The following is a 20,898-nucleotide window of genomic DNA, read 5'->3' as shown; positions in this document are numbered from 1 at the left end:
TAGATGTATTAGATCGTCAGCATCGCGCGGATGGCACGCTGCGTGGCTTCCGCGCTGCCGTCGCGCCAGCGGGCGAGTACATGACCATCGGGACGAATCAGATAGACCGTGCCGGGCGTGGCGTCGAGCATGTCGTGCAAACGGCCGGTGTGATCGACCACGTTTGAGTTCGCGACGTTTTGCGCGTCGCTCCTGACCAGCTTGACCGTTTTGAACGGGATGCGTTGTTCGGCCAGCGTGTCTTGCAACTGCTGCCATGCTGCGTCTTGCGCGGAGTCGTCGTTCGCGTTCGCACCGAAGCGTAATGCAGTGAAGCATGTCCCGAGCAGATCCGTCAGATGGATATCGTGCAAGACGCCTTCGTCCCTGCGCTGGAGTCTGCATTCCGGAAGCACAGTACCGGGCGCCGGGCCTTGCGCGAAAGCATCGCTCGCGTCGCCGGCGGCCTGGATGAGCGGCGATTGCACATAGGCGATCGCATGCGTCTGTCGCGGATTGATCAACGGACGCACCGCCGCATGATGCTCCGCGAGACCAAGCACCGCCTGGCGCATCAGATCGAAGGCGAACGAGGGCGGCGCCATGAACTCCGTGCTCTTCATGCCGTAACTGAGGTTCTCGCGTGCCGCGAACACCCGCTCGTCGCTGTAGCTATCGAGCAGACGCGGCGACGCCACCCCGTTCACCACACTGGCCAGTTTCCAGCCGAGGTTGTCCGCGTCGTCGATACCGGAGTTGGCGCCGCGCACGCCGAAAATCGGCACGAGATGCGCGGCGTCGCCCGCGAACAGCACCGGGCCGTGCCGGTAGCGTTCGAGCGTCAATGCGTTGGCCTTGTAGACGGTGATCCAGATCGGCGACCATGCGCCGGTTTCGCCCATCGAATCGAGCACGCTCTGCACGCGCGGCATGACGTTCTCCGGCTGCACCGCGGCTTCCGGGTCTTCGTCGTCGCGAAGCTGGTAGTCGATGCGCCAGACGTTGTCGGGCTGCTTGTGCACCAGCACCGTCGAGCCGGGATTGGACGGCGGATCGAAATAGGCGAGGCGCTCGGTGGCGCGCGCGCTGTCCAGTTCGATATCCACGATCACGTAGCGGCCTTCGTAAGTGGTGCCGGTGAGCTTGAGACCGAGTGCGTCGCGAATCGTGCTGCGGCCGCCGTCGCAGGCGACGACCCAGTCGGCGTTCATCTGCCAGGTGGTGTCGCCGGTGCGCAGGGCGAGCGTCGCGCCGCCAGTGTTTTCGAGGTTCCCGCGACCGCCTTCCGCCGCGTGCTGTTCGATGCCGGTCACGCGCGTCTGCCAGCGGATCTCGATCAGTTCGGCATGCCGTTCCACTTCGTCGAGCAGCAACTGTTCAATCTGATATTGCGCGATGTTGATCATCGGCGGCAGCGATTGCTCGTCGTCCTGATGCATGGCGAAGCGGAACACTTCGGCATCGCGATAGAAACTGCGGCCGCCCGTCCACGGCAAGCCTTTTTGCAGAAAGCCTTGCTCGACGCCGAGTCGCTTGAAGATTTCCAGGCTGCGCCGCGAGATGCAGATCGCGCGGCTGCCGGTGCACACGCCGTCGTCGGCTTCGATCAGCACTGAGCGCACGCCTTGGCGAGCCAGCGCGAGCGCCAGCGTCATGCCGACCGGGCCGCCGCCGACAATCGCCACCGGCCGCCTGACAGGATCGCGCCCGTCGACGAGCGGTGGCGCCACGCCTTCATAGTGACGCGGTGAAAACGGATAGGGTTTGAAGGGGCGGCTCATGCGTGTCTCCTGGAGCTTCGATGCCGGGGTCGCCCGCCGGGGCTGGTCAGCTCTTCGAGGCGGGGCGAATCGATAGCGAAGTATGCAGGAGGGTACGCGCGCGGCTGTCCTCATTTTGGGTACAGCGGTGCCGCCTGGCGGCTGTACCCACGGCGACGGCGCCTAGTCCGCTCCGCCCACATGCGAAGCGTGGCGCGCGTGCGGCAAGCTCGACGCGGCCAGGCATTCCTCGATCATCGCGCGGAAGGTGGGCGCCGCGTGCGAAGCGCCGGTCGCGCCCATTTCCGGGCCGCTTTCCGGCGCGCCGCCGACACCGACCACCAGCGTCGCCCGCGGCCGCCATTCGCGCGTGCGCCGCAGCATGTTGCGCAGGTACGGCGGCGATTCCGGCGCATCGAGCGAGACGATGCAGATGATCGGCGCGTCCTTGAAGCTCGGCTCGTCGGCGCGTGCGCTGCGGTAGCCCGAGTGCGTCGCCATCATCGGCGCGAGGCCCTGGCGGCTGAGCAGTTGCACGGCGATCGCGGTAGTGACTTCGTCGAACGAACCGCGTCCGGGCACGCACAGCACGGAGGTTTTTTCTGCTTCGCGGCGCATCTGCGGGTGCGCCGCAATGTGGCTGTCGTGCCGCTCGGACAGATCGGCCGAGGCCGAAGCGAGCAGCGCGCTCGCGGTATCGGCGGGATCGCTGCGCGCCATGCGGTCCGGCAAGCCGTCCGCGATTTCGAGGTTTTCGACGATATCCACCAGCGCGTCGTTGATGCGCTGCAACTGGTCCGGCATCAGCACGCCGCGCATGGCATCGTTGCGGGCGAGCTTGAGGCCTTCGAGCGCGACCTTGTCGTAGTAGTCGATCAGCGACATCTCGCGCAGCAGGCGCTCCGCCTGCACGATGGCCTCGTGCGGATCGTCCGCGAGCAGCCGCTGATAGAAGTTCTGCGCGGGCGTGAGCGCGGGCTGATCGCCGAGCAGCACCGTGAGAAAGTTCAGCCGGTCGGCGTAGCGGCCCAGCGTGACCACGCACAACGTGAGCGGCGTCGACAGCACGAGGCCGATCGGCCCCCACAGCCAGCTCCAGAAAATTGCCGCCACCACCACCGCGAGCGGCGACAGGCCAGAGCGGTGGCCATACAGCAGCGGCTCGGCGATCTGCCCGGCCACCACGTCGACGACGATGAACAGGATCAGCGTATAGACCGCCATGGTCCATTGCGGCTGGATCGCGGCCGCGAGGAACACGGCGAGAATCGCGGCGATCCAGATGCCGATATACGGCACGAAGCGCAGCAGCGCGGCAATCACGCCGAACAGCAGCGCACCCGGCACGCCGATGATCGCGAGCCCGATGGCGATCACACCACCCGCACTCAGATTCACACTGAGTTGCGCGACGAAGTAGCGAGACAGGCGCACGGCCGCGTCGTTGATCGCGGTGGTGGTGCGATGCAGATCGCGCGAGCCGAACAGGCTGATCAAACGGTCGCGCAAATCCTCGCGTTGCAGCAGGATAAAGATCGTCACGACCAGCACGATAAAGGTCGTTTCGATCGGCGCGATGGCCGGCGACAACGCGCGCTGCGCGAGTTGCATCGGCGTAGGCGCGGGTTCGTGCACTTCAACCGGCTGCGGCACGGCGGGCGCATTGCGCGCGGCGCGTCCGGTGGGACGCGGCGGGTTCGGTTTGGGCGGAGACACGCGTTGCAATGCGACGGCGGCGCGGCTCATCAGCGAATCGGCGCGGCCGACGGTTTTTTCCTGCACCGTTTCGATCTTCTGCTCGATCGCCTCCTGATACTGCGGCAGGTCGGCAGCGAGTTGCACGAGTTGCGCGGTGATCAGCGCACCGACGGCGAGCAAGCTGGCCAACGCGAACAACACGGCGATGAAGATGGACGGCAATTGCCCCATATGGAAACGCCGCAGCATCTGTACGAGCGGAGCGAGCAGGAAGCTGAGCAATACCGACAGCGTGATCGGGATCAACACCGCGCGGCCGAAGTACAAGCCGCACACCACCACCACGCCGGTCACCACCGACGCAAGGCCGTGCAGACTCGGCGTGCCCGGCGGGTAAACGCGGTTCGGCCGCCCAGACGGCGGTAGCGAGATTTTCATGAGCACACTTTCCGATTGAGACGCGCTGTCGTTTTTATAAGGGCCGCTCGCGGACAGAAAGAGGGTGTCCGGGCACAGCGCATGAGCAATTCATATGCCCGGATTGTAGGCGTTTTGACGCGGGACGGCCTACTGCTCATCCCATGTGCAGACGCAGCAAGCCCAGCAATTGCGAGCTTGCGTACAGCAGCAGGCCGATAAAGCCGCCCACAATCGTCCCGTTGATGCGGATGTATTGCAGATCCTTACCAATGTTCAGTTCGATCTGCCGTGACATCTCATGCGAGTCCCAGTTCTTCACGGTATCGCTGATATGACGCGTCAGGAAGCGCGCGAAGTCCGGCGCCATCGTGCGCGCGGCTTCTTCGAGGTGATCGTTGAGCGACTGGCGCAAGGCCGGATCGTGCGCGAGTTCGCGGCCGACCCATTGGCCCATCGCCACCACGCGTGCGTGCAGGGCCGAGTCGCTGCTTTGCAGATCGCGCTTGAGCCACGCGCGCAATTCGCCCCACATGTCTTTCACATACGAACTGAGCGCGTCGCCTTCCACCAGATAGCGTTTCAGTTCCTCGCCTTTTTGCAGGAAGGCGGGATCGGTTTTGAGCTTGACGATCAGCTTGTGCGCGGCGTCGTCGAACTTCTGACGCAACTGATGCGTGGGATTTTCGCTGATCTGTTCGAGCATGCGATTCACTGCGTTGGCGATGGTTTCGGCGCCTTTGTCGCCCAGCCACGCAGAAAATGTCGACGGCAAAATCTTCTCCATCTTCGGGTACTCGGTCTTCACCCATTCGACGATCCGCTCAGCGATGAACTCGCGCGCGTGCGGTTCGCGCAGCAGCGCCACGACCTGTTCGATGCCGGCGTCGAGCAGCTCCTGATGGCGGCCGTCCCTGGTGAGCGTGTCGAGAATCGAGCCCATCGATTGCGACAGATCCACCTTGGCCAGCACGTCGCGCAGCGCGTCCTTGATGAAGACCTGGATGCGTACGTCGTCGGTCAGTTCGAGAATGCCGCTCGTGAGCTTGACGACGTAGTCGCCCAAACGCGCGGCGTTCTCCGGCTGCGTCAGCCACGCGGTGATGCTGCGCGCCGGGTCGTGCTTCTGGATCAGACCGACGAGCGATGGCACGTCCAGGAATTTGTCCTGTACGAACACCGCGAGGTTGTCGGCGATCTTGTACTTGTTCCTCGGAATGATCGCGGTGTGCGCGGAGACGACCGGGATCGGCACGCGGCGAAACAGGGCGGCCACCGCGAACCAGTCGGCGAGCGCACCCACCATCGCGGCCTCGGCGACCGCCTTGATGCCGTCCACCCAGATGCCAGGCGGCATGAACGCGGTCACCACGAAAACGCAGGCGGCGGCGAACAACAGCAGGAGCGGGATGCGCTTGGCCTTCTTCAGTTCGATTGCTTTGTTCATCGGCGGCAGGCAACGGGTCCGGGTCGATTGAAATCATGCGGCGCGCTCGGCGAGCGCAGCCGGAAAACGCGAGTGTAGCGCCGCTCGCCGGCGTGTGGGCCAGGCCCGCGCTCGCCGCCGGGGACTAGCTTTGCCGCGCGGGCACGGTAACATCTGCGGTTAGACTGCGCTGCCTTGCCCGGCGAGGCAGCTTGCAATGAACGGAATGAAACGCAAGGAGGCACAGTGATCAGGTTTCTGCACACCGCGGACTGGCAGATCGGCACGCAATTCGGCCAGTTCGAGCCGGACGAGGCGGCGCATCTTGCCGAGGCGCGCTTCGAGACCGTACGCCGGATCGCCGGAGAAGCCGCCGCCCGCAATGTCGATGCGGTGCTCGTGGCCGGCGACGTCTTCGATCTGCAAACCGTCTCCGACACGGTGATCCGCCGTTTGTTCGGCGCGCTGCAAGCGTTCGCCGGGCCGTGGATCATGTTGCCGGGCAATCACGATGCCGCGCTCGTCGAGAGCGTGTGGACGCGCGCGCAGCGCCTGAACTGCATTGCGCCGAATGTGCGCGTGGTGCTCGAACCAGGTGTGGTGCTGCTGGACGACTGTCGGTGCGCGCTTTTGTGCGCGCCGCTCACGCAGCGCATCACGTATGACGACACCACGGGTTTCTTCGACAGCGCGGAGACGCCGGCTGGCTATCACCGCGTCGGACTCGCGCACGGCAGCGTGAGCGGAATTCTGCAGGAAGGCATCGACTCGTCGAATCCCATCGCGCCGACGCGCGCCGCGAGCGCGCGTCTTGACTATCTGGCGCTCGGCGACTGGCACGGGCATCTGCGTGTCGATGAGCGCGTCTGGTACGCGGGCACGCACGAACAGGACCGCTTCCGCGCCAACGATCCGGGCTTCATGCTCGATGTCACGTTGAGCGAGCCGGGTGCGTCGCCGGTGGTCGAGCCGGTGCGGGTCGGTCAATATCAATGGCATCGGTGGGAAGAAACCATCGCCGTGCCGACCGATGTGGATTCGCTCAAGGCGCGCCTCGCCACGCTGGGCAGCCATGACGTGTTGCGCGTGACGGTCGGTGGCACGGCAGCGCTCGCCGACGCCGAAGCGCTTCACGTCGCGGTGGAAGAAGCCCGCGCGCGCGTGCGAGCCTTGCGCGTCGACCTGAGCGGCCTGCAAGTGCTGCCCACCGACGACGATCTCGCCGAACTCGGCGCGCAAAGCGGCTACCTCGCGAAAGTGGTGGCGCGTCTGCGTGGCTTGCAGGAAGACCCGCAGTCCGACCCGCAGGAGGTCAAGCGCGCGGCCGAGGCATTGCTGCTTCTGGCGCGTTTTCAACGTGAACTGCCGCGCGAAGCGAGGTCCGCATGAAGCTGCAAAGCATTGCGATTCAGGAGTTCAAGCAGTTCACCGGCAAGCTTGTCATCGACGATCTGCAGCCCGGTCTGAATCTTTTCGTGGGTCCGAACGAGGCCGGCAAGAGCACCATTGCCGAAGCCGTGCGCGCCGTGTTTCTGGAGCGCTACAAGGCCTCGCATCTGAAAGACCTGTTGCCGTGGGGCAAGGCGAGCGGACAGCCGTCGGTCGAAGTGAGCTTCGAACTGGACGGCATGGCCTGCCGCCTGTCGAAGCAGTTCGTCACGCGGCAGCGCTGCGAGCTGAGGATCGGCCAGAGCGCGTTCGGTGAAGATGAAGCCGAAGACAAGCTCGCGGCCTTGCTCGGTTTTTCACGTCCCGCGCGTGGACCGTTGAAGGCGGAGAACGCAGGCGTTCCTGGTTTGTTGTGGGTGCAGCAAGGAGGCACGCAGGAGATGCGCGATTCCACCGGCCACGCGGCGCAGTATCTGCGCGATGCGCTGTCGCAGCTCTCGGGCGGCCGCGAATCGGCGGGCGAGGATGCGTTGATCGCCGCCGTGCAGCGTGAGCTTCGGCAACTGCTCACCGCGCGCACGCAGAAGTCGACTGGGCCGCTCGCCGAGGCCGAACAGACCCTCGCGCGCCTGATCGAGGAGCGCGCCGATCTCGAACAGCAGCGTCAACAGTTCGAGGCGAACATTGCCAGTCTCGCCACGCAGCAGCAGACTTTCGACGATACGCAGCGCAAACGCCCGTGGGAAATTCACGAGCAGAAGGCGCTGCAGGCGCAATTACGCGCCGATGCCGTCGTGCAACTCGAGGGCAGCCTCAAAGGACTTGAGCAGTCGCTGAAAGCGAGCGAGGCCGAACTGGCTTTGCCGTTGCAGCAGGAGCAGAACGCGCTCGACCTGGAAGCGGCCGTCGCGCGCGAGCGCCTGCAACTCGACGCGCTACGGGCGAGCGTCGCGGCGGTCCAGGCCGAACACGCGGATGCCGCGGCCAGCGTGACGCAATTCGAGCAGGCTTTCGCCGATGCCAACCGCGCGCTCGAACTGGCCAACGCAGCCGTGACCGCGGCCGATCTGCGCAGCCAGATCGGACTCTTTCGCGCGGAAAGCGAGCGGCTCGAAGCGTCGATTGCCGCCGCCAGCAAGGCGAACGACGCCGTGCTCGAAGCCGCGCGCGAAGCGGCCACGCTCGAAATCGACGAGGCCAAGCTGAAGCGGCTCGCCGCGCTCGGCAGCGAGCTGAGCGTGCTGCGTGCTCGCACTGAAGCAGCGATGACCCGCATCGAATATCGCTTGAACGGCGCGATTGCCGTCGACGAAAAACCGGTGAGCGGCGAGGGCGTGCTGCGTGTGGACGAAGAGAAGCGGATCGGCCTCGGCGTGCTCGGCGAATTGCGGGTGATTCCCGGTGTCTCGGACCTGCCGGCGCGTTTGTCCGAACTCGCGTCGCTCGAAGCCCAGCATGCGCAGTTGTTGCAGGCGCTCGGCGTCGCGTCGCTCGGCGAGGGCGAAGCGCGGCACGAGCGCTGGAAGGCGGCGCTCGCGCAGCAGAGAAGCCAGGCAAAGATTCTCGACGTGCACGCGCCGCAGGGCATCGAAGCGCTGCGCGCAGCGTCGGCGACGGCTGCGGCGCGCATGCAGGCCGCCAATGAGCGGCTCGCGGGTCTGCCCGACGTTTCCGCTGCGCCGCCGCTCGACGAAGCGCGCCGCAACGCCGAGATTGCGCGCGACGCGTTGGAGGCCGCCAGAAAAGTGCTGACGCAAGCGGCCGATAAAAAATCGACCGGCATGGCGAACGCGGAATCGCTCGCTGATCAATTGCAGCGCAAGCAGGCGCAACTGGACGACGAAGCGTTCCGTCGCAACCGCGCGCAGTGGCAGGCGAAGATCGTCGAACAACGCGTGCAGGTCGAGGCCTTGCGCAAGCTGCGCGAAGGGCGCGAGCGCGAATTGGAAGCGGCGCGTCTCGACGACCCGGCGGCTGAGGCGAAGCGCTATCGCGCGTCGGCGGAACTCGCGCGCGGCGAGCAGAACGAGCGGCAGGTGAAGATCGCGGCGTTGCGCGGTCAACTGGAGACGGCCGGCGCGTCCGGTCTCGGCGAGCGTCTGGCGGCGGTGCAGGCCAAGGTCGAACAGGCGACGCGGCGCAAGGACGAACTCGGCTTGCGCGCGAGCGCGTTGAGCCTGCTCGACGAAGTGCTGGTCGACGAACGCGACGCCGCAGTCGCGCAACTGCGCGCACCGTTGACCGAGCGGCTCGGGCATTATTTGAAGCGGATTTTCCCTCAATCCACGATCGCGCTCGGTGACGATCTGAGTCCCGCGACATTGGACCGCTTTGGCCGCGCGGACACGCTCGAGGCGCTGAGCTTCGGCACGCGCGAACAACTCGGCATTCTGACGCGGCTCGCTTACGCGGATCTGTTGAAGGCATCAGGCCGGCCGACCTTGCTCATGCTCGACGACGCGGCGGTGCATACGGACGCTGGGCGACGCGACGCGATCAAACGCGCGCTGATCGACGCAGCCACGCGCCATCAGATTCTGGTGTTCACGTGCCACCCGGAGTTGTGGGATGACCTGGGCGTTAGGCAGCGGGCGATTGAGGATTTGAAGGTGGCGGCCTAAGCAGAGGGCAAGCTAGCCCGGTGCCAGGGGCGAACGAGTCAGGCCGCATGAATCGCCACATGCGGCCGATGCAAGAATGCAATTCCTCACGAATTTGCAGAAAGTTCGCAACTCCGCAGGTCGGCAATTCCCCCGACACTGCTGATTCGAGTCTTCGCTGCGGTCTGATCCTTTCGCCAACAGTATTTCACTCTGCGTGTGCCGAATGTTTCTGCATGTCCGCGTGACGACCATTTGAACAGGCGCACATGTCACGGGGATGCTTAATGGCACAGGATACGTTCATCAAGATTAACGGCATTGACGGCGAATCGCAGGACGCCGCGCATCTGAACGAAATCGACGTAATCGGTTGGCGTTGGAAGATTTCACAGGACTCGACCATGATGGCGGGCTCCGGCGGCGGCGCGGGCAAGGCTAGCGTTTCAGATCTGGAATTCACGCACAAGCTGGATCGCGCCAGTCCGAACCTGGCCAAATACTGCTTCACCGGCAAGCATGTGGACCAGGTAAAGCTGACTGTGCGAAAGGCCGGAGGCGTGCCGTTCGAATACCTGAAGATCACGATGTACGACGTGATCATTACCCAGGTGGAACCGATCGGCGGCGGCGACGAGTGCCATGAAGATGTTCACCTGTCTTTCTCGACGATGAAGCATGAGTACTTCGTGCAAAACGCGCTGGGAGGCAGTGGCGGTGCGGTGACTGCCACTCTGTATATCAAGAACAACACGACGAATTGACCGAGCGGGGGAGGAGGATATGCCGGTTAGGTGTACGTTTGTTTTGAATGGGCTGACCGTGTCGACCTTCACGTGTGAGGGAACCGTACCGGTCACTGCTTTTTCAGGAAACGGTCGCGGCCGGGATAATCCCAATGAAACGGCCGTGCCGAATGTCGGACCTCTGCCCAAGGGCGTCTACTATCTGGTTGATCGGAAATCAGGCGGTTTTGTCGGGCTGGTTCGCGACTTATTGGGTGAGTACGCCGGTTCCACCGACAGGCGTAGCTGGTTCATGCTATGGAATCCCGTCTCTGGCGACACGACCAACATTAACGGCATCAAACGAGGCAATTTCAGGTTGCACCCAATGGGTGTGCTTCGATTGAGCGAAGGATGCATTACTGTGACTGAGCCGAATGACTTTGAGCGGCTACATAAGTATATTCGCTCGCGCGGACGCACGCTACCCGTTCCTGGCACGACAATGAAGGCCTATGGAACGGTCGAAGTGAAATGATAAAAAAATATGGGCTGAAAATACTGCTCAGCGTTGCCTGTCTTGTCGGCTCTGTTATCGGCGGGTGGTATCTGATGTGCATCTTCACACTACTGCCTCTCGAAATGCCGGTTTTTGTCGATGCATTGATTCGGTTTGTACTCTCGGTCACCGGCAATGATAATCTGGCCAATGCCGACGACATGGAAATGCTTGCGCTGCTTCTCTACTGGACGATCGCCACGTTTTTGACCGCGGTAGTGCTGATCGGATTCAAACGATGGGTGTCTCGCAGCCTAATTGCGCGGAAGAGCGCTGGCGCGATTCCCAAGCTTCCTTTGCCCGTAACACTCGCTACGTCGTTGATAGCGTTTCTCGTTATTAGCTATCTTGGATGGAGCCTAACGAGCCCACTCACGCGCTACCCATTTCATATACCGTTGCCTGTCAAAACGATTATCAGATTCTGCCTGTCAGTCACAGGCCAAAGCGCCAGGTCGGAACAAGATCTCGACATGCTGTTGTACGCGATGGATCTTTATTGGGCGGTAGCTACGGTGGCTATCGGCGTGCCCGTGATTCTTTGCTGTCTTGCGATACGCCGGTTTGTGCGGAAAGAAAATAATGGTCGGCGTGCGTCGGCGGATTCATAGTCACATCGCGCATAGATCCAATCTTTTTAATTATTGGTCAGGCATGCGAGCCTACGGAACCGTCGACGTGAAATGAACAAGCGATTCGCAATCAATCTTTCGATTTACATCGCCTTAATTTTGATCTCGGCGGTGGAAGGGTGGCGATCAACCTATCTTGTTGACTTCGTTCTCATCGAGACGCCGGACAGTGTGGAAGCTTTTATCCTGTTCTGGTTGCGCCACACCGGCGCTGAATATCTCGCAGATCCTGTCGATATCGAAGTGCTCGCGTTGCTGCTCTACTGGCTGATCGCTACGTTGCTGTTTGCGTGGGGACTGGCGGGACTTAAAAGGTGGGGGTCTCGCTATTTCATCGCAAGGAAAAACGGCGAAGCGATTCCCAGACTGCCTTTATTTGTCATGCTTGTCATGTCTTTACTTGCGTTCGTCGTCAGTTGCGATCTTGGCTGGTATCTTTCGCTCTTGTTCGGCAGGTACACCGTCGACATTCCCCTTCCTGTGAAGGCGCTTATCAAAGCCTATCAGTCAGTCACGGGGCAGGGCGGTGGTGCAGATGCCGACGACTATCTGGCGTATTTCGCCGTCAACCTGTATTGGGCGATGGCAACGCTATGCGTCGGTGTGCTTCTTATTTCTTGCTGTCTCGCGATGCGCCGGTTCATCCACTGGAAAACATCATAACCACCGACTGCCCACTCACTCATACCACCGCGGCGTATAAACCCACTCCCCACCTCCGGCCGCATCACCAAATCGCCGCGTCATGGACGACCCCACGATCACCATCGTGCGCATATCCACATCGGACGACCGCAGTTCACCTAGCGTGAACGTGCGCAGCGTGCCGCCGGGTCGGCCAATATCGCGGCCCAGCACCACCTGAGTCTGCGCCGCGCGATACTCCCGCACGATATTCAGCGCCTTATCCAGTTGCCACGGCCGAGCGCGCGAGATCGGGTTATAGAACGCCATCACCAGATCCGCTTCGGCGGCATGCCGCAAACGCTTTTCGATGATCGCCCAGGGCTTCAGATTATCGGACAGCGACAGCATGCAGAAGTCGTGACCTAACGGCGCGCCCGCCTGCGCCGCCGTCGCCATCGCCGCAGACACACCCGGCAAGATCGTCAGTTCGACCGCAGCCCAGTCCGCGTTATCCGACGACTCCAGCGCCTCGAGCACCGCCGCCGCCATCGCGAACACTCCCGGATCGCCCGACGACACCATCGCCACGGAGCGTCCCTCGCTCGCCAGTTCGAACGCATGCCGCGCGCGTTGCATTTCCTCGCGGTTGTCGGTGCCGTGCACGCGCTGGTCGGCGCGCAACGGGCCGGCCATTTTCACGTAAGTGTCGTAGCCGAGAATATCGGTGGCGCCGTCGAGCGCCGTGCGAGCGGCCGGCACCATCAGATCGGCGCTGCCAGGGCCGAGGCCGATCACGGTCAGGCGGCCGCGCGCGCGGCCGATCGTATCGGGATCGATGGCGAGCGACGCCAGCGCGAGCGCGACGCCTGCGGACGCGTCGTTGTGCAGCGTCTCGTACGGGATGCGCAGCGCCGCATGCAGCAGATTGCCCGGTGGCACGCCAACTTGGGGACCTGCTAATGCGAAACGCAGCGGCACCTTCAGGTCCGCCGCGGCCTCGGCAAGCGCCGGGTCGGCCATGCGTTCAGACGGGGCCAGCAATGCCGCGAGCGACAGCGGCGCGAGCCCGTGCGAATCCAGCGCTTCGCGCACACGCGTCACGATCTCGCCTTCTACTGCCGTCACCGCGGCAACCACACTGCGTGGGTGAATCACCAGCTCATCGTCGCGCCCGTCCCATGCCCGCGGCGTGACGCGGATCGCGAGACGCGCCGAGTCGGAGCGAGGCAGTTGCGCGTCATCGAGCCAGGGCGCTTCGCCTTCGATGCGCGTACTCTCGCCGGCCAGCAGATCCGACACGAAGCGCTTGCCTTGACCGATATCGGCGAGCATGTAGCCTTCGGGCGGATTCAGCACGCAGGTGCCGAAACGCAATTCGCCGCTCGTCGTGATGGCCGGCGGCACGGCCAGCAGTGCGGCAATCTCGCGCGCCATCAGGTTGACGCCGGCAAGACCGCCGAGCAGCGGCACGACCGCGCTGCCGTCCTCGGCGACAGCCAGCACCGGCGGCTCGACGCCCTTGTTCGACAACGACGGAGCCAGACAGCGAATCAGGATGCCCGCCGCGCACAACGCGACGATCGGCGTGCCACGCGCATACAGTTCCCGCAGATGCGCGCCGAGTTCGCCGTACGACACGTCCGCCTCGACGCGTCCCCGCAACGCATGCACCTGGCTGTCCGCGTACAGCGCCTGAATGCGCCGCGCCGTCGCCAATGCGCCCGCGCCGAGAATCACGATCGCGGGTGCGCTCATCCTTGCCATTTTTCCCCCGGCACCACCAGCAGCGAAAAATACGGCGACGCCATCGGATCGACTTCGGCGAGCGGCACGATGCGCTGGTTGCCCATCGTCGCGCGTTCGACGTAGAGCGCGCGGTCCGCGAGACCGAGTTCGCCGAGCACGCGCCGCACCTTGTCGAAGTTGCGGCCGAGTTTCATCACGACGGCGGCGTCGGCATCGGCGAGACGGCGGCGCAATTCGTCTTCGGGCAACACGCCGGAGAGCACCGACAAGCTTTGATTGCGATACACCAGCGGCGCGCCGAGCACGGCGGCGCCGCCGAGCATCGAGCACACACCCGGCACCACTTCGCTTTCGTAGCGCGCCGCGAGCCGGTCGTGCAGATACATGTACGAACCGTAGAAGAACGGATCGCCCTCGCAGATCACGGCGACGTCGCTGCCCGCGTCGAGGTGCGCGGCGACGACTTGCGCGGCGGTGTCGTAGAAGTCGGCGATGATCGCTTCATACGAAAGCGGCGGTTCGAGCGCTTCGGTGGTGACGGGATACACGAGCGGCAGATGCTGCTGGGCATCGTGCAAATGCGCTTCTATGATGCTGAACGCGTTGCCTTTCTTGCCCTTGGCGACGAAGTACGCAACCACCGGCGACGCCTTCAACAAGCGCAGCGCCTTCAGCGTGATGAGTTCCGGGTCGCCGGGGCCGACGCCGAGTCCAAACAAACGTCCTTGCGCCGCCATTTATTCGACCTCCGTGGCGAGCGCGTTCACGGCGGCCGCCGCCATCGCGCTGCCGCCGCGCCGGCCGTGCACCACTACGTAAGGCACGCCGCGGCTGTCGTCCGCGAGCATGGCTTTCGATTCGGCCGCGCCGACAAAACCCACGGGAAAGCCGAGAATCAAAGCGGGTTTGGGCGCGCCGGCGTCGAGCATATCGAGCAGATGAAAGAGCGCGGTCGGCGCATTGCCGATCACCACGACGCTGCCCGCCAGATGCGGCCGCCACAATTCGAGCGCCGCCGCGGAGCGGGTATTGCCGAGTTCGCGGGCAAGCGACGGCACGTCCGGATGCGTAAGCGTGCAGATGACCTCGTTGTGCGCCGGCAGCCGCGCGCGCGTGATGCCTTGCGCGACCATGCCGGCATCGCACAGGATCGGCGCGCCTTGCGCGAGCGCCGCGCGGCCCGCCGCGCCCGCGCCCGCGGAAAATTGCAGATCGTCGATCACATCGACCATGCCGCACGCGTGGATCACCCGCACCGCGAGTTTTTCAAGGTCGGCGGGAATGCGCGACAAGTCGGCCTCCGCACGGATCGTCGCGAAGGATTGGCGATAGATCTCCTGACCGTCGCGAATGTAATCAAGCATCGGTGTCACTCCGGACCTGGCGTTCGAGCATGTCGGCGGCCTGGTCGATCGTCAGTTGGTGCGCGACGCACTGGCCGAAGCCGGGCCGGCCGTCGCGTCGATAAAAGTCATAGAGGCCGGGCGCCGCGGCCAGCAGCGTGTACGGCGCGCAATGCGCGGCGGCGCACGAGCGCGAGCAGCCGCTCAGATGCACGTCGACACCGGCAGGCAGGCGAGCCGCGAGGCGCAACGCGTCGGTCTTGGTGTCGGCGAGGCCCTTCGCGCAGCCGCTCGATCCGGCGCATGCGATCAGGTGCGTGATCGCTCGTGCGGGATCGCTGGCGAGACCGAGGGCGTTCAGGCCGGACAACACGGTGGCGACGGCGGGTGTGGCGATGTCGGGCAGTAGCACGCTTTGCCAGGGCGTCAGGTGAAGCGTGGCGTTGCCGTGCTGTTGAGACAGCGTGGCGAGCTCATGCAGCGTGTCGGCGTCGAGGCGGCCCAGCGGCGGTTGGCCGCCGACATGCCAGGTTCCGGGCACGCGTTGGGCGTGGGCGCCGAGGCGGAGGTTGGCGTCGGCTGGTGTAGCGCGATGCCAGTTGGCGAGCTTCGCGTTTTGCGTCAGCGGGAAGTCGAGGTATCGCTGGGCGTGGTGCAGGATTGCTTCGGCGGAATGCGCGGTTAGCAGCTGGCGCATGCGTGTGGCGTCGGCGGCGGCGAGGTCGAGGAATGTGAGGAGCAGCGCGTGTACTAGTGCCGGCACTTGTGACGGCAGGATCGCGGCTAGTGCGCCTGTGTTGTTCACGCCCGGTTTTTCAGACGCCGTGCTTTGGCTTTGCGTAAGCGCGCCGGCATAGGCGCTCACAGGCGGAAAACCCGCGAACCCGAACACGAACCGCACGCCGTCCGCCTCTTGCGATGCCGCCAGCCACACATCGTGCGGATGATCCACTCGCGCGAGTTCCTCGCCGCCGTCCAGCAGCAGCGCGAATTTTGGTGACAGCGCCGCGAATCGCGTTTCGCTTTGCAGCATCGTGAGTAGTTCGGCGCACAGCGGGCGTGTGTCGAATAGCGCGGAGGGATCGCGCCCGGCTGCGGGGCTGATCATGACGTTGCGGACGTCGTCGGCTGCGGCGGAGGGTGTGTGGGCCGTATCCGCCTGCTGCGCTGTTGCGTCCGGGGCGTTTGAGGCCCACTCATTCATTGCCTTCGCGGCTCCGGCACCTTTGGCGCGCTCCGCCTTTGCGTTCGCGGTTTCGGCGTGTGTGGTGCTCTCTGCCTTTATGTTCGCCGCTCCGGCTCCGGCACCTGTACCGCTCCGCGTGTCCGCCTCCGCGTTCGCGGCGCTGGCAGCTATTGCATCTACAACGCTGGCAGCCCCCGCATCCGCAGCGTTCTCCGCACCCGTCGCGTTCACATGGCTCGCCACGCCATTCACCGGCATCGGCCCAAGACCCGCATCGATCAACTCAGCAATCAACGCCGCCTCTTCACCGCGCTTCACCCCGCGCACCTGCAAATTCGCGCGATTAGTCAACTCGATTACCCCGCTCGCGTGCCGCGCGCTAGCGTCAGCGATCGCCAGCGCCTGCGCCGCGCTCAATTCGCCGCCGGGCAGTTTGATCCGGCAAATCCCGCCGTCGCGCGCGGCGACGATGCGCAGCAGCCCCGGACACGCCGAAGGCCGCGGCGTGGCGGCCGCGTAGGATAAAACGGAGGAAGGCGAAGCTTGCTTCAAGACGGACACCGGGTTGAGCGTCGCGCGACGGCCCGAGCATGCCGTGAGGCGGGCATGGCTGCGGCATCGGTACACCCCGCCCGATGTTGGCTGGCACGAACAGTCTTGCCGGCAGGTCTCCTGGCTGGCAGGTCATGGTCCGCCGCGGCCTTCCCGGTCGAACCAGTGGCGTGGAGCGCAGGCGGACTCGCTGCATACAGTTGCGGGGGCAGCCACAGCGACACTGTGTTCCCTCTTCGGCCCCGAAGGGCACCGGCGGCTGTATTATGCCTTTTTTCGAACAGCACAACGAGGCTGGACGCTTTGACCGGCGTGGCACAGCGCATTATTTGAAGACACAGAATGAGGATGGATGCATGCCCGCGTGGCTGACGGTGGTGGGCATAGGCGACGACGGCTTTGCCGGTCTGGGGAGGCCCGCGCGGCGCGCTTTGCTGGAAGCGTCGGTGGTGTACGGCGGCGAACGTCATCTGGCGATGCTGCCCGCGCGGCTCGCCGCGCGCCGTGCCGCCTGGCCGCGTCCGTTCGATCTCGCGCCCTTGCTGGCCGAGCGCGGCGCCGCCGTGTGCGTGCTGGCGAGCGGCGACCCGATGCTGTTCGGCGTCGGCGCGACGCTCGCGCGGCAATTGCCGGCGGGCGAACTGCGGGTGCTGCCGGCGCCGTCGTCGCTGTCGCTGGCGGCCGCGCGGCTCGGCTGGCCGTTGCAGGATGTCGCGACGGTGTCGCTGGTGGGGCGGCCGTTGCCCACGCTGAACGCGCATTTGCACGACGGCGCGCGCGTGTTCGTGCTGAGCGCGGACGGGCGCACCCCCGCGGCGCTTGCCGGGCTGCTGAACGCGCGCGGTTTCGGGGCGACCCGCATGAGCGTGCTGGAGCACCTGGGCGGCGAACTGGAGCGGCGCATCGACGGCCGCGCGGATCAGTGGTCCGCGGGCGAAGTGGCCGCGCTGAACCTGATCGCGCTCGATTGCCGCGCCACCGAAGGCGCGCCGCGTCTGCCGCTGACCTGCGGTTTGCCCGACGATGCGTTTCGTCACGACGGCCAGTTGACCAAGCGCGACGTGCGCGCGATCACACTCGCGCGCCTCGCGCCGACGCCAGGCGAATTGCTGTGGGATGTAGGCGCGGGCAGCGGCTCGATCGGCATCGAATGGATGCGCGCGCATGCCAGCTGTCGCGCAATCGCGATTGAAGGGCACGCGGAGCGGCAACGCTTTATCGAACACAATCGCGACGCGTTGGGCGTGCCTGCGCTGCAACTCGTGGCGGGGCGCGCGCCTGAAGCGCTGCAGGGGCTGCCGGTGCCGGATGCAGTGTTCATCGGCGGCGGGGTGACGGTGCCGGGCGTGCTGGAGGCCTGCTGGGCGAGTCTGCACGAGGGCGGGCGGCTGGTCGCTAACGCGGTTACGTTGCAAGGCGAGGCGGTCTTGGCGGCATGGCGCGAGCGGCATGGCGGGACATTGACACGGATCGCTTTGGCGGACGCGCAACCGCTTGGCGGTTTCGATACATGGCGGCAGGCGTTGCCGATCACGCTGCTGGAGATGACGAAGCAGGCCGGCGGCGGAGCGTAAGCATGCACGGAACCCATGCCATGATTAACGCGAACGTTGCGAGCGCTGCGAGTTCCTGATGCGCGAAGAAACCCCCGAACAGCCCGCGCCGCTGCGTAGCGGCTACACGACCGGCAGTTGCGCCACCGCGACGTCGCTGGCGGCGGCGCGTCTGTTGCTCGCGGGTGTCGTCAGCGAAGTGGCGGAGATCGTGTTGCCGAAAGGCCAGCATGTGCCGATGCCGCTGGTGTTCTGCCGCCTGCTCGGGAATGGCGACGAAGGCGCGGAAGCCGGCACGGTCAAGGACGCCGGCGACGACCCCGACGTTACGCACGGGGCGATCGTCTTCGCCCGCGTGCGCCTCGTCGCCGAACCGGGCGTGATGTTTCGCGCGGGGCCGGGTGTCGGCACGGTGACGCGCGCGGGGCTGACGCTGCCGGTCGGCGAGCCTGCGATCAATCCGGTGCCGCGCCGGATGATGACCGAGCATCTGGCCGAACTCGCGGCGGAGCACGCGTACGGCGGCGGCTTCGAAGTGACGATCGGCGTGGAAGGCGGCGAAGCGCTCGCGCTGAAAACGATGAACCCGCGGCTCGGCATTCTCGGCGGCCTGTCGATCCTCGGCACCACCGGCATCGTGCGGCCGTTTTCGTGCTCGGCGTATATCGCGTCGATTCATCAGGGCATCGACGTCGCGCGCGCGAACGGCTACACGCATCTCGCCGCCTGCACCGGCAACGCGAGCGAGGACGCCATGCGCGCGCACTACGGCCTGCCGGATATCGCGCTGATCGAAATGGGCGACTTCGTCGGCGCGGTGCTCAAGCATATGAAGCGCGCGCCGGTCGAGCGCCTGAGCGTATGCGGCGGTTTCGGCAAGCTCAGCAAGCTGGCGGCGGGTCATCTCGACCTGCATAGCCGCAATTCGAGCATCGACCTCGAGCGGCTCGCGCAATGGGCCGCCGAACAGGGCGCCGACGACGCGCTTCAGGAGGCGATCCGCGCGGCCAACACGAGTCAACAGGCGGTCGCGTTGGCCCACGCGCAGCGGGTGCCGCTCGGCGATATCGTCTGCCGGCATGCATTGGCGGTGGCGCGCGAGATCGTGCCGCCGCGGGTCAAGGTCGAAATGTTCGCGATCGACCGGCGGGGCTTGCTGATCGGAGCCGCGCAATGAAAATGAAGCGGATTCTGCTGCTCGGCGGCACCGGCGACGCGCTACGGATCGCGAGGCAACTCGGCCCTAAGCACGTGTATAGTCTCGCCGGCCTCGGCAAGGTGCCGGAGGGTCTGGTGTGCACGGTGCGCGTCGGCGGCTTTGGCGGCAGTGAAGGTATGGCGCGCTACATCGTCGATGAAGGTATCGATCTCGTGATCGACGCGACGCATCCTTATGCCGCGCAAATCAGCGCGAACGCGGCGCAGGCGAGCCGCGCCGCACGCGTGCCGTATTGGGCACTGCATCGCCCGGCGTGGCAGCCGCAAGCCGGCGACGATTGGCGCATGGTCGGCGGCTGGAACGAACTCACCGATGCGCTGGCGCCGTTCAGAAAGCCGCTCTTCACGCTAGGCCGCGAACCGCTCGCGCATCTCGACGAGATCCCGCCGCATCAGTTCTGGGTCGTACGTTGTCTTGAGGCGCACGCAGACTCGGCACGCGCGCGGATACTCGCGGCGCGCGGTCCATTCACGCTTGAAGGCGAACGTGCGCTCTTCGCTTTGCAAGCCTTCGACGTAGTGGTCAGCAAAAATAGCGGTGGCCACGCGACTGAAGCGAAGCTCGAAGTCGCGCGTGAACGCGGTGTGCCGGTCGTGATGCTGCGCCGTCCCGAGTTGCCGGCGGCCGGGAGGGAATTCGAGAACGTGGCCGACCTGCTCGACGCGCTGCAAGTCGCCGATTGAGCCTGCGCCCGAACGAATCGCTCATGCATGCTGAGCCGCCTCAACGAATCATGGAGTAGTGAATGACGGTGTTTTTTATCGGCGCGGGTCCGGGCGATCCCGAACTGATCACGGTGAAAGGGCAGCGCCTCGTGCGCAGTTCTCCGGTGATCCTGTACGCGGGTTCGCTCGTGCCGGCTGCCGTGCTCGAAGGTCACGCGGCGCAGCAGGTCGTCAATACCGCCGAACTCGACCTCGATCAGATCGTCGCGTTGCTGGCGGCCGCGCACGACAAAGGCCTGGACGTGGCGCGCGTGCATTCCGGCGATCCGTCGTTGTACGGCGCGATCGGTGAACAGATCCGCAGACTGCGCGAGCTGAAGATTCCCTATGAGATCGTGCCGGGCGTCACCGCCACGGCGGCATGCGCGGCGGCGCTGGGTTGCGAACTGACGTTGCCGGATATTTCGCAGACGCTGATTCTCACGCGCTTCGCCACCAAAACCAGCATGCCCGAAGGCGAACAGCTCGCCGACCTCGCCCGGCATCGCGCGACGATGGCGATTCACCTTGGCGTGCGGCACCTTGCGCGCATCGTCGATGAATTGCGGCCGCATTACGGCGGAGCATGTCCTATCGCGGTGATCTATCGCGCTAGCTGGCCGGACGAGGAGAAGATCACCGGCACGCTCGACGATATTGTCGGCAAGGTGCAATCGACATCCATCGAGCGGACCGCGTTGATTCTGGTCGGCCAGGTGCTGGCCGCGGAAGGCTTCGCGGACTCGACGCTGTATGCGAAAGACTGAACGGCGCGTATGAAAA

The 20,898-nt window shown here is 64.9% G+C and carries 17 protein-coding genes and 1 riboswitch; of the genes, 10 read left to right on the top strand and 7 right to left on the bottom strand.

Annotated features, from left to right (window positions below; all coding sequences use genetic code 11):
• Positions 1-8: 8 nt before the first annotated feature.
• The 3 genes from ACFSNN_RS33840 to ACFSNN_RS33830 all read right to left on the bottom strand — a co-directional run bounded on the left by ACFSNN_RS33840 (position 9) and on the right by ACFSNN_RS33830 (position 5,301).
• The gene (locus ACFSNN_RS33840) at positions 9-1,760 is read right to left on the bottom strand and encodes an FAD-dependent oxidoreductase (protein ID WP_134464355.1); all 1,752 of its coding nucleotides are present in this window, start codon (positions 1,758-1,760) and stop codon (positions 9-11) included.
• 162 nt (positions 1,761-1,922) lie between these two features.
• Positions 1,923-3,875: an AI-2E family transporter gene (locus ACFSNN_RS33835; RefSeq protein ID WP_134464357.1), complete on the bottom strand. Its 1,953-nt coding sequence runs from the start codon at positions 3,873-3,875 to the stop codon at positions 1,923-1,925.
• A gap of 136 nt (positions 3,876-4,011) precedes the next feature.
• Complete coding sequence (locus ACFSNN_RS33830; RefSeq protein WP_134464359.1) at positions 4,012-5,301, bottom strand: DUF445 domain-containing protein; 1,290 nt, start codon at positions 5,299-5,301, stop codon at positions 4,012-4,014.
• A 225-nt stretch (positions 5,302-5,526) separates the two neighbouring features.
• Here ACFSNN_RS33830 and ACFSNN_RS33825 point away from each other — a divergent pair, with 225 nt between their 5' ends.
• The 6 genes from ACFSNN_RS33825 (at position 5,527) to ACFSNN_RS33800 (ending at position 11,848) form a co-directional block, all read left to right on the top strand.
• Complete coding sequence (locus tag ACFSNN_RS33825) at positions 5,527-6,669, top strand: metallophosphoesterase family protein (protein ID WP_134464361.1); 1,143 nt, start codon at positions 5,527-5,529, stop codon at positions 6,667-6,669.
• Positions 6,666-9,290 carry an AAA family ATPase gene (locus ACFSNN_RS33820; RefSeq protein ID WP_134464363.1) on the top strand — a complete coding sequence of 875 codons (2,625 nt, stop codon included), beginning with the start codon at positions 6,666-6,668 and terminating at the stop codon, positions 9,288-9,290. The genes ACFSNN_RS33825 and ACFSNN_RS33820 overlap by 4 nt, the downstream gene beginning before the upstream one ends.
• 266 nt (positions 9,291-9,556) lie before the next feature.
• Entirely contained in the window at positions 9,557-10,033 is a 477-nt protein-coding gene (locus ACFSNN_RS33815) for an Hcp family type VI secretion system effector (RefSeq protein ID WP_134464365.1), read from the top strand.
• Between the two features lie 19 nt (positions 10,034-10,052).
• Entirely contained in the window at positions 10,053-10,532 is a 480-nt protein-coding gene (locus ACFSNN_RS33810; protein ID WP_134464367.1) for a DUF2778 domain-containing protein, read from the top strand.
• Positions 10,529-11,164: a hypothetical protein gene (locus ACFSNN_RS33805; protein WP_134464369.1), complete on the top strand. Its 636-nt coding sequence runs from the start codon at positions 10,529-10,531 to the stop codon at positions 11,162-11,164. The genes ACFSNN_RS33810 and ACFSNN_RS33805 overlap by 4 nt, the downstream gene beginning before the upstream one ends.
• A gap of 72 nt (positions 11,165-11,236) precedes the next feature.
• Entirely contained in the window at positions 11,237-11,848 is a 612-nt protein-coding gene (locus tag ACFSNN_RS33800) for a hypothetical protein (protein WP_134464371.1), read from the top strand.
• Positions 11,849-11,863: 15 nt separating this feature from the next.
• On the opposite strand, the gene cobJ is transcribed toward ACFSNN_RS33800, so the two are convergent.
• Genes cobJ through cobG form a run of 4 tightly spaced genes read right to left on the bottom strand, consistent with a single transcriptional unit; the run spans position 11,864 to position 16,648 of the window.
• Positions 11,864-13,567, bottom strand: coding sequence for a precorrin-3B C(17)-methyltransferase (gene cobJ / locus ACFSNN_RS33795; protein ID WP_134464373.1), 1,704 nt, complete (start codon positions 13,565-13,567; stop codon positions 11,864-11,866).
• The gene (locus tag ACFSNN_RS33790; protein WP_134464375.1) at positions 13,564-14,295 is read right to left on the bottom strand and encodes a precorrin-2 C(20)-methyltransferase; all 732 of its coding nucleotides are present in this window, start codon (positions 14,293-14,295) and stop codon (positions 13,564-13,566) included. The genes cobJ and ACFSNN_RS33790 overlap by 4 nt, the downstream gene beginning before the upstream one ends.
• Positions 14,296-14,922, bottom strand: coding sequence for a precorrin-8X methylmutase (locus ACFSNN_RS33785; RefSeq protein WP_134464377.1), 627 nt, complete (start codon positions 14,920-14,922; stop codon positions 14,296-14,298).
• Positions 14,915-16,648 carry a precorrin-3B synthase gene (cobG, locus tag ACFSNN_RS33780; RefSeq protein WP_408901753.1) on the bottom strand — a complete coding sequence of 578 codons (1,734 nt, stop codon included), beginning with the start codon at positions 16,646-16,648 and terminating at the stop codon, positions 14,915-14,917. Before cobG ends, ACFSNN_RS33785 begins: the two co-directional genes overlap by 8 nt.
• A gap of 84 nt (positions 16,649-16,732) precedes the next feature.
• A riboswitch (cobalamin riboswitch) is annotated at positions 16,733-16,911 on the bottom strand.
• 84 nt (positions 16,912-16,995) lie between these two features.
• Between cobG and cbiE the strand changes: the two genes are divergently transcribed.
• From cbiE to cobM, 4 genes are all read left to right on the top strand, one after another.
• On the top strand, positions 16,996-18,213 hold the full coding sequence (cbiE, locus tag ACFSNN_RS33775) for a precorrin-6y C5,15-methyltransferase (decarboxylating) subunit CbiE (protein WP_134464381.1): 1,218 nt from the start codon (positions 16,996-16,998) through the stop codon (positions 18,211-18,213).
• Between the two features lie 58 nt (positions 18,214-18,271).
• Positions 18,272-19,369, top strand: coding sequence for a cobalt-precorrin-5B (C(1))-methyltransferase (locus ACFSNN_RS33770; protein ID WP_134464383.1), 1,098 nt, complete (start codon positions 18,272-18,274; stop codon positions 19,367-19,369).
• A 2-nt stretch (positions 19,370-19,371) separates the two neighbouring features.
• Positions 19,372-20,094 (top strand): cobalt-precorrin-6A reductase, encoded by a 723-nt coding sequence (locus ACFSNN_RS33765; RefSeq protein WP_208949622.1) that lies wholly within the window; start codon positions 19,372-19,374, stop codon positions 20,092-20,094.
• Between the two features lie 62 nt (positions 20,095-20,156).
• A complete protein-coding gene (cobM, locus tag ACFSNN_RS33760) occupies positions 20,157-20,882 on the top strand; it encodes a precorrin-4 C(11)-methyltransferase (protein ID WP_134464387.1) in 726 nt (241 codons plus the stop codon).
• Positions 20,883-20,898 lie beyond the last annotated feature (16 nt).

Origin of the sequence: Paraburkholderia dipogonis (assembly GCF_042680985.1) — a bacterium.
GTDB lineage: Bacteria > Pseudomonadota > Gammaproteobacteria > Burkholderiales > Burkholderiaceae > Paraburkholderia > Paraburkholderia phytofirmans.
Note: the sequence above shows the minus strand (reverse complement) of the source record. Positions and strands in the feature narration are given on the sequence as shown.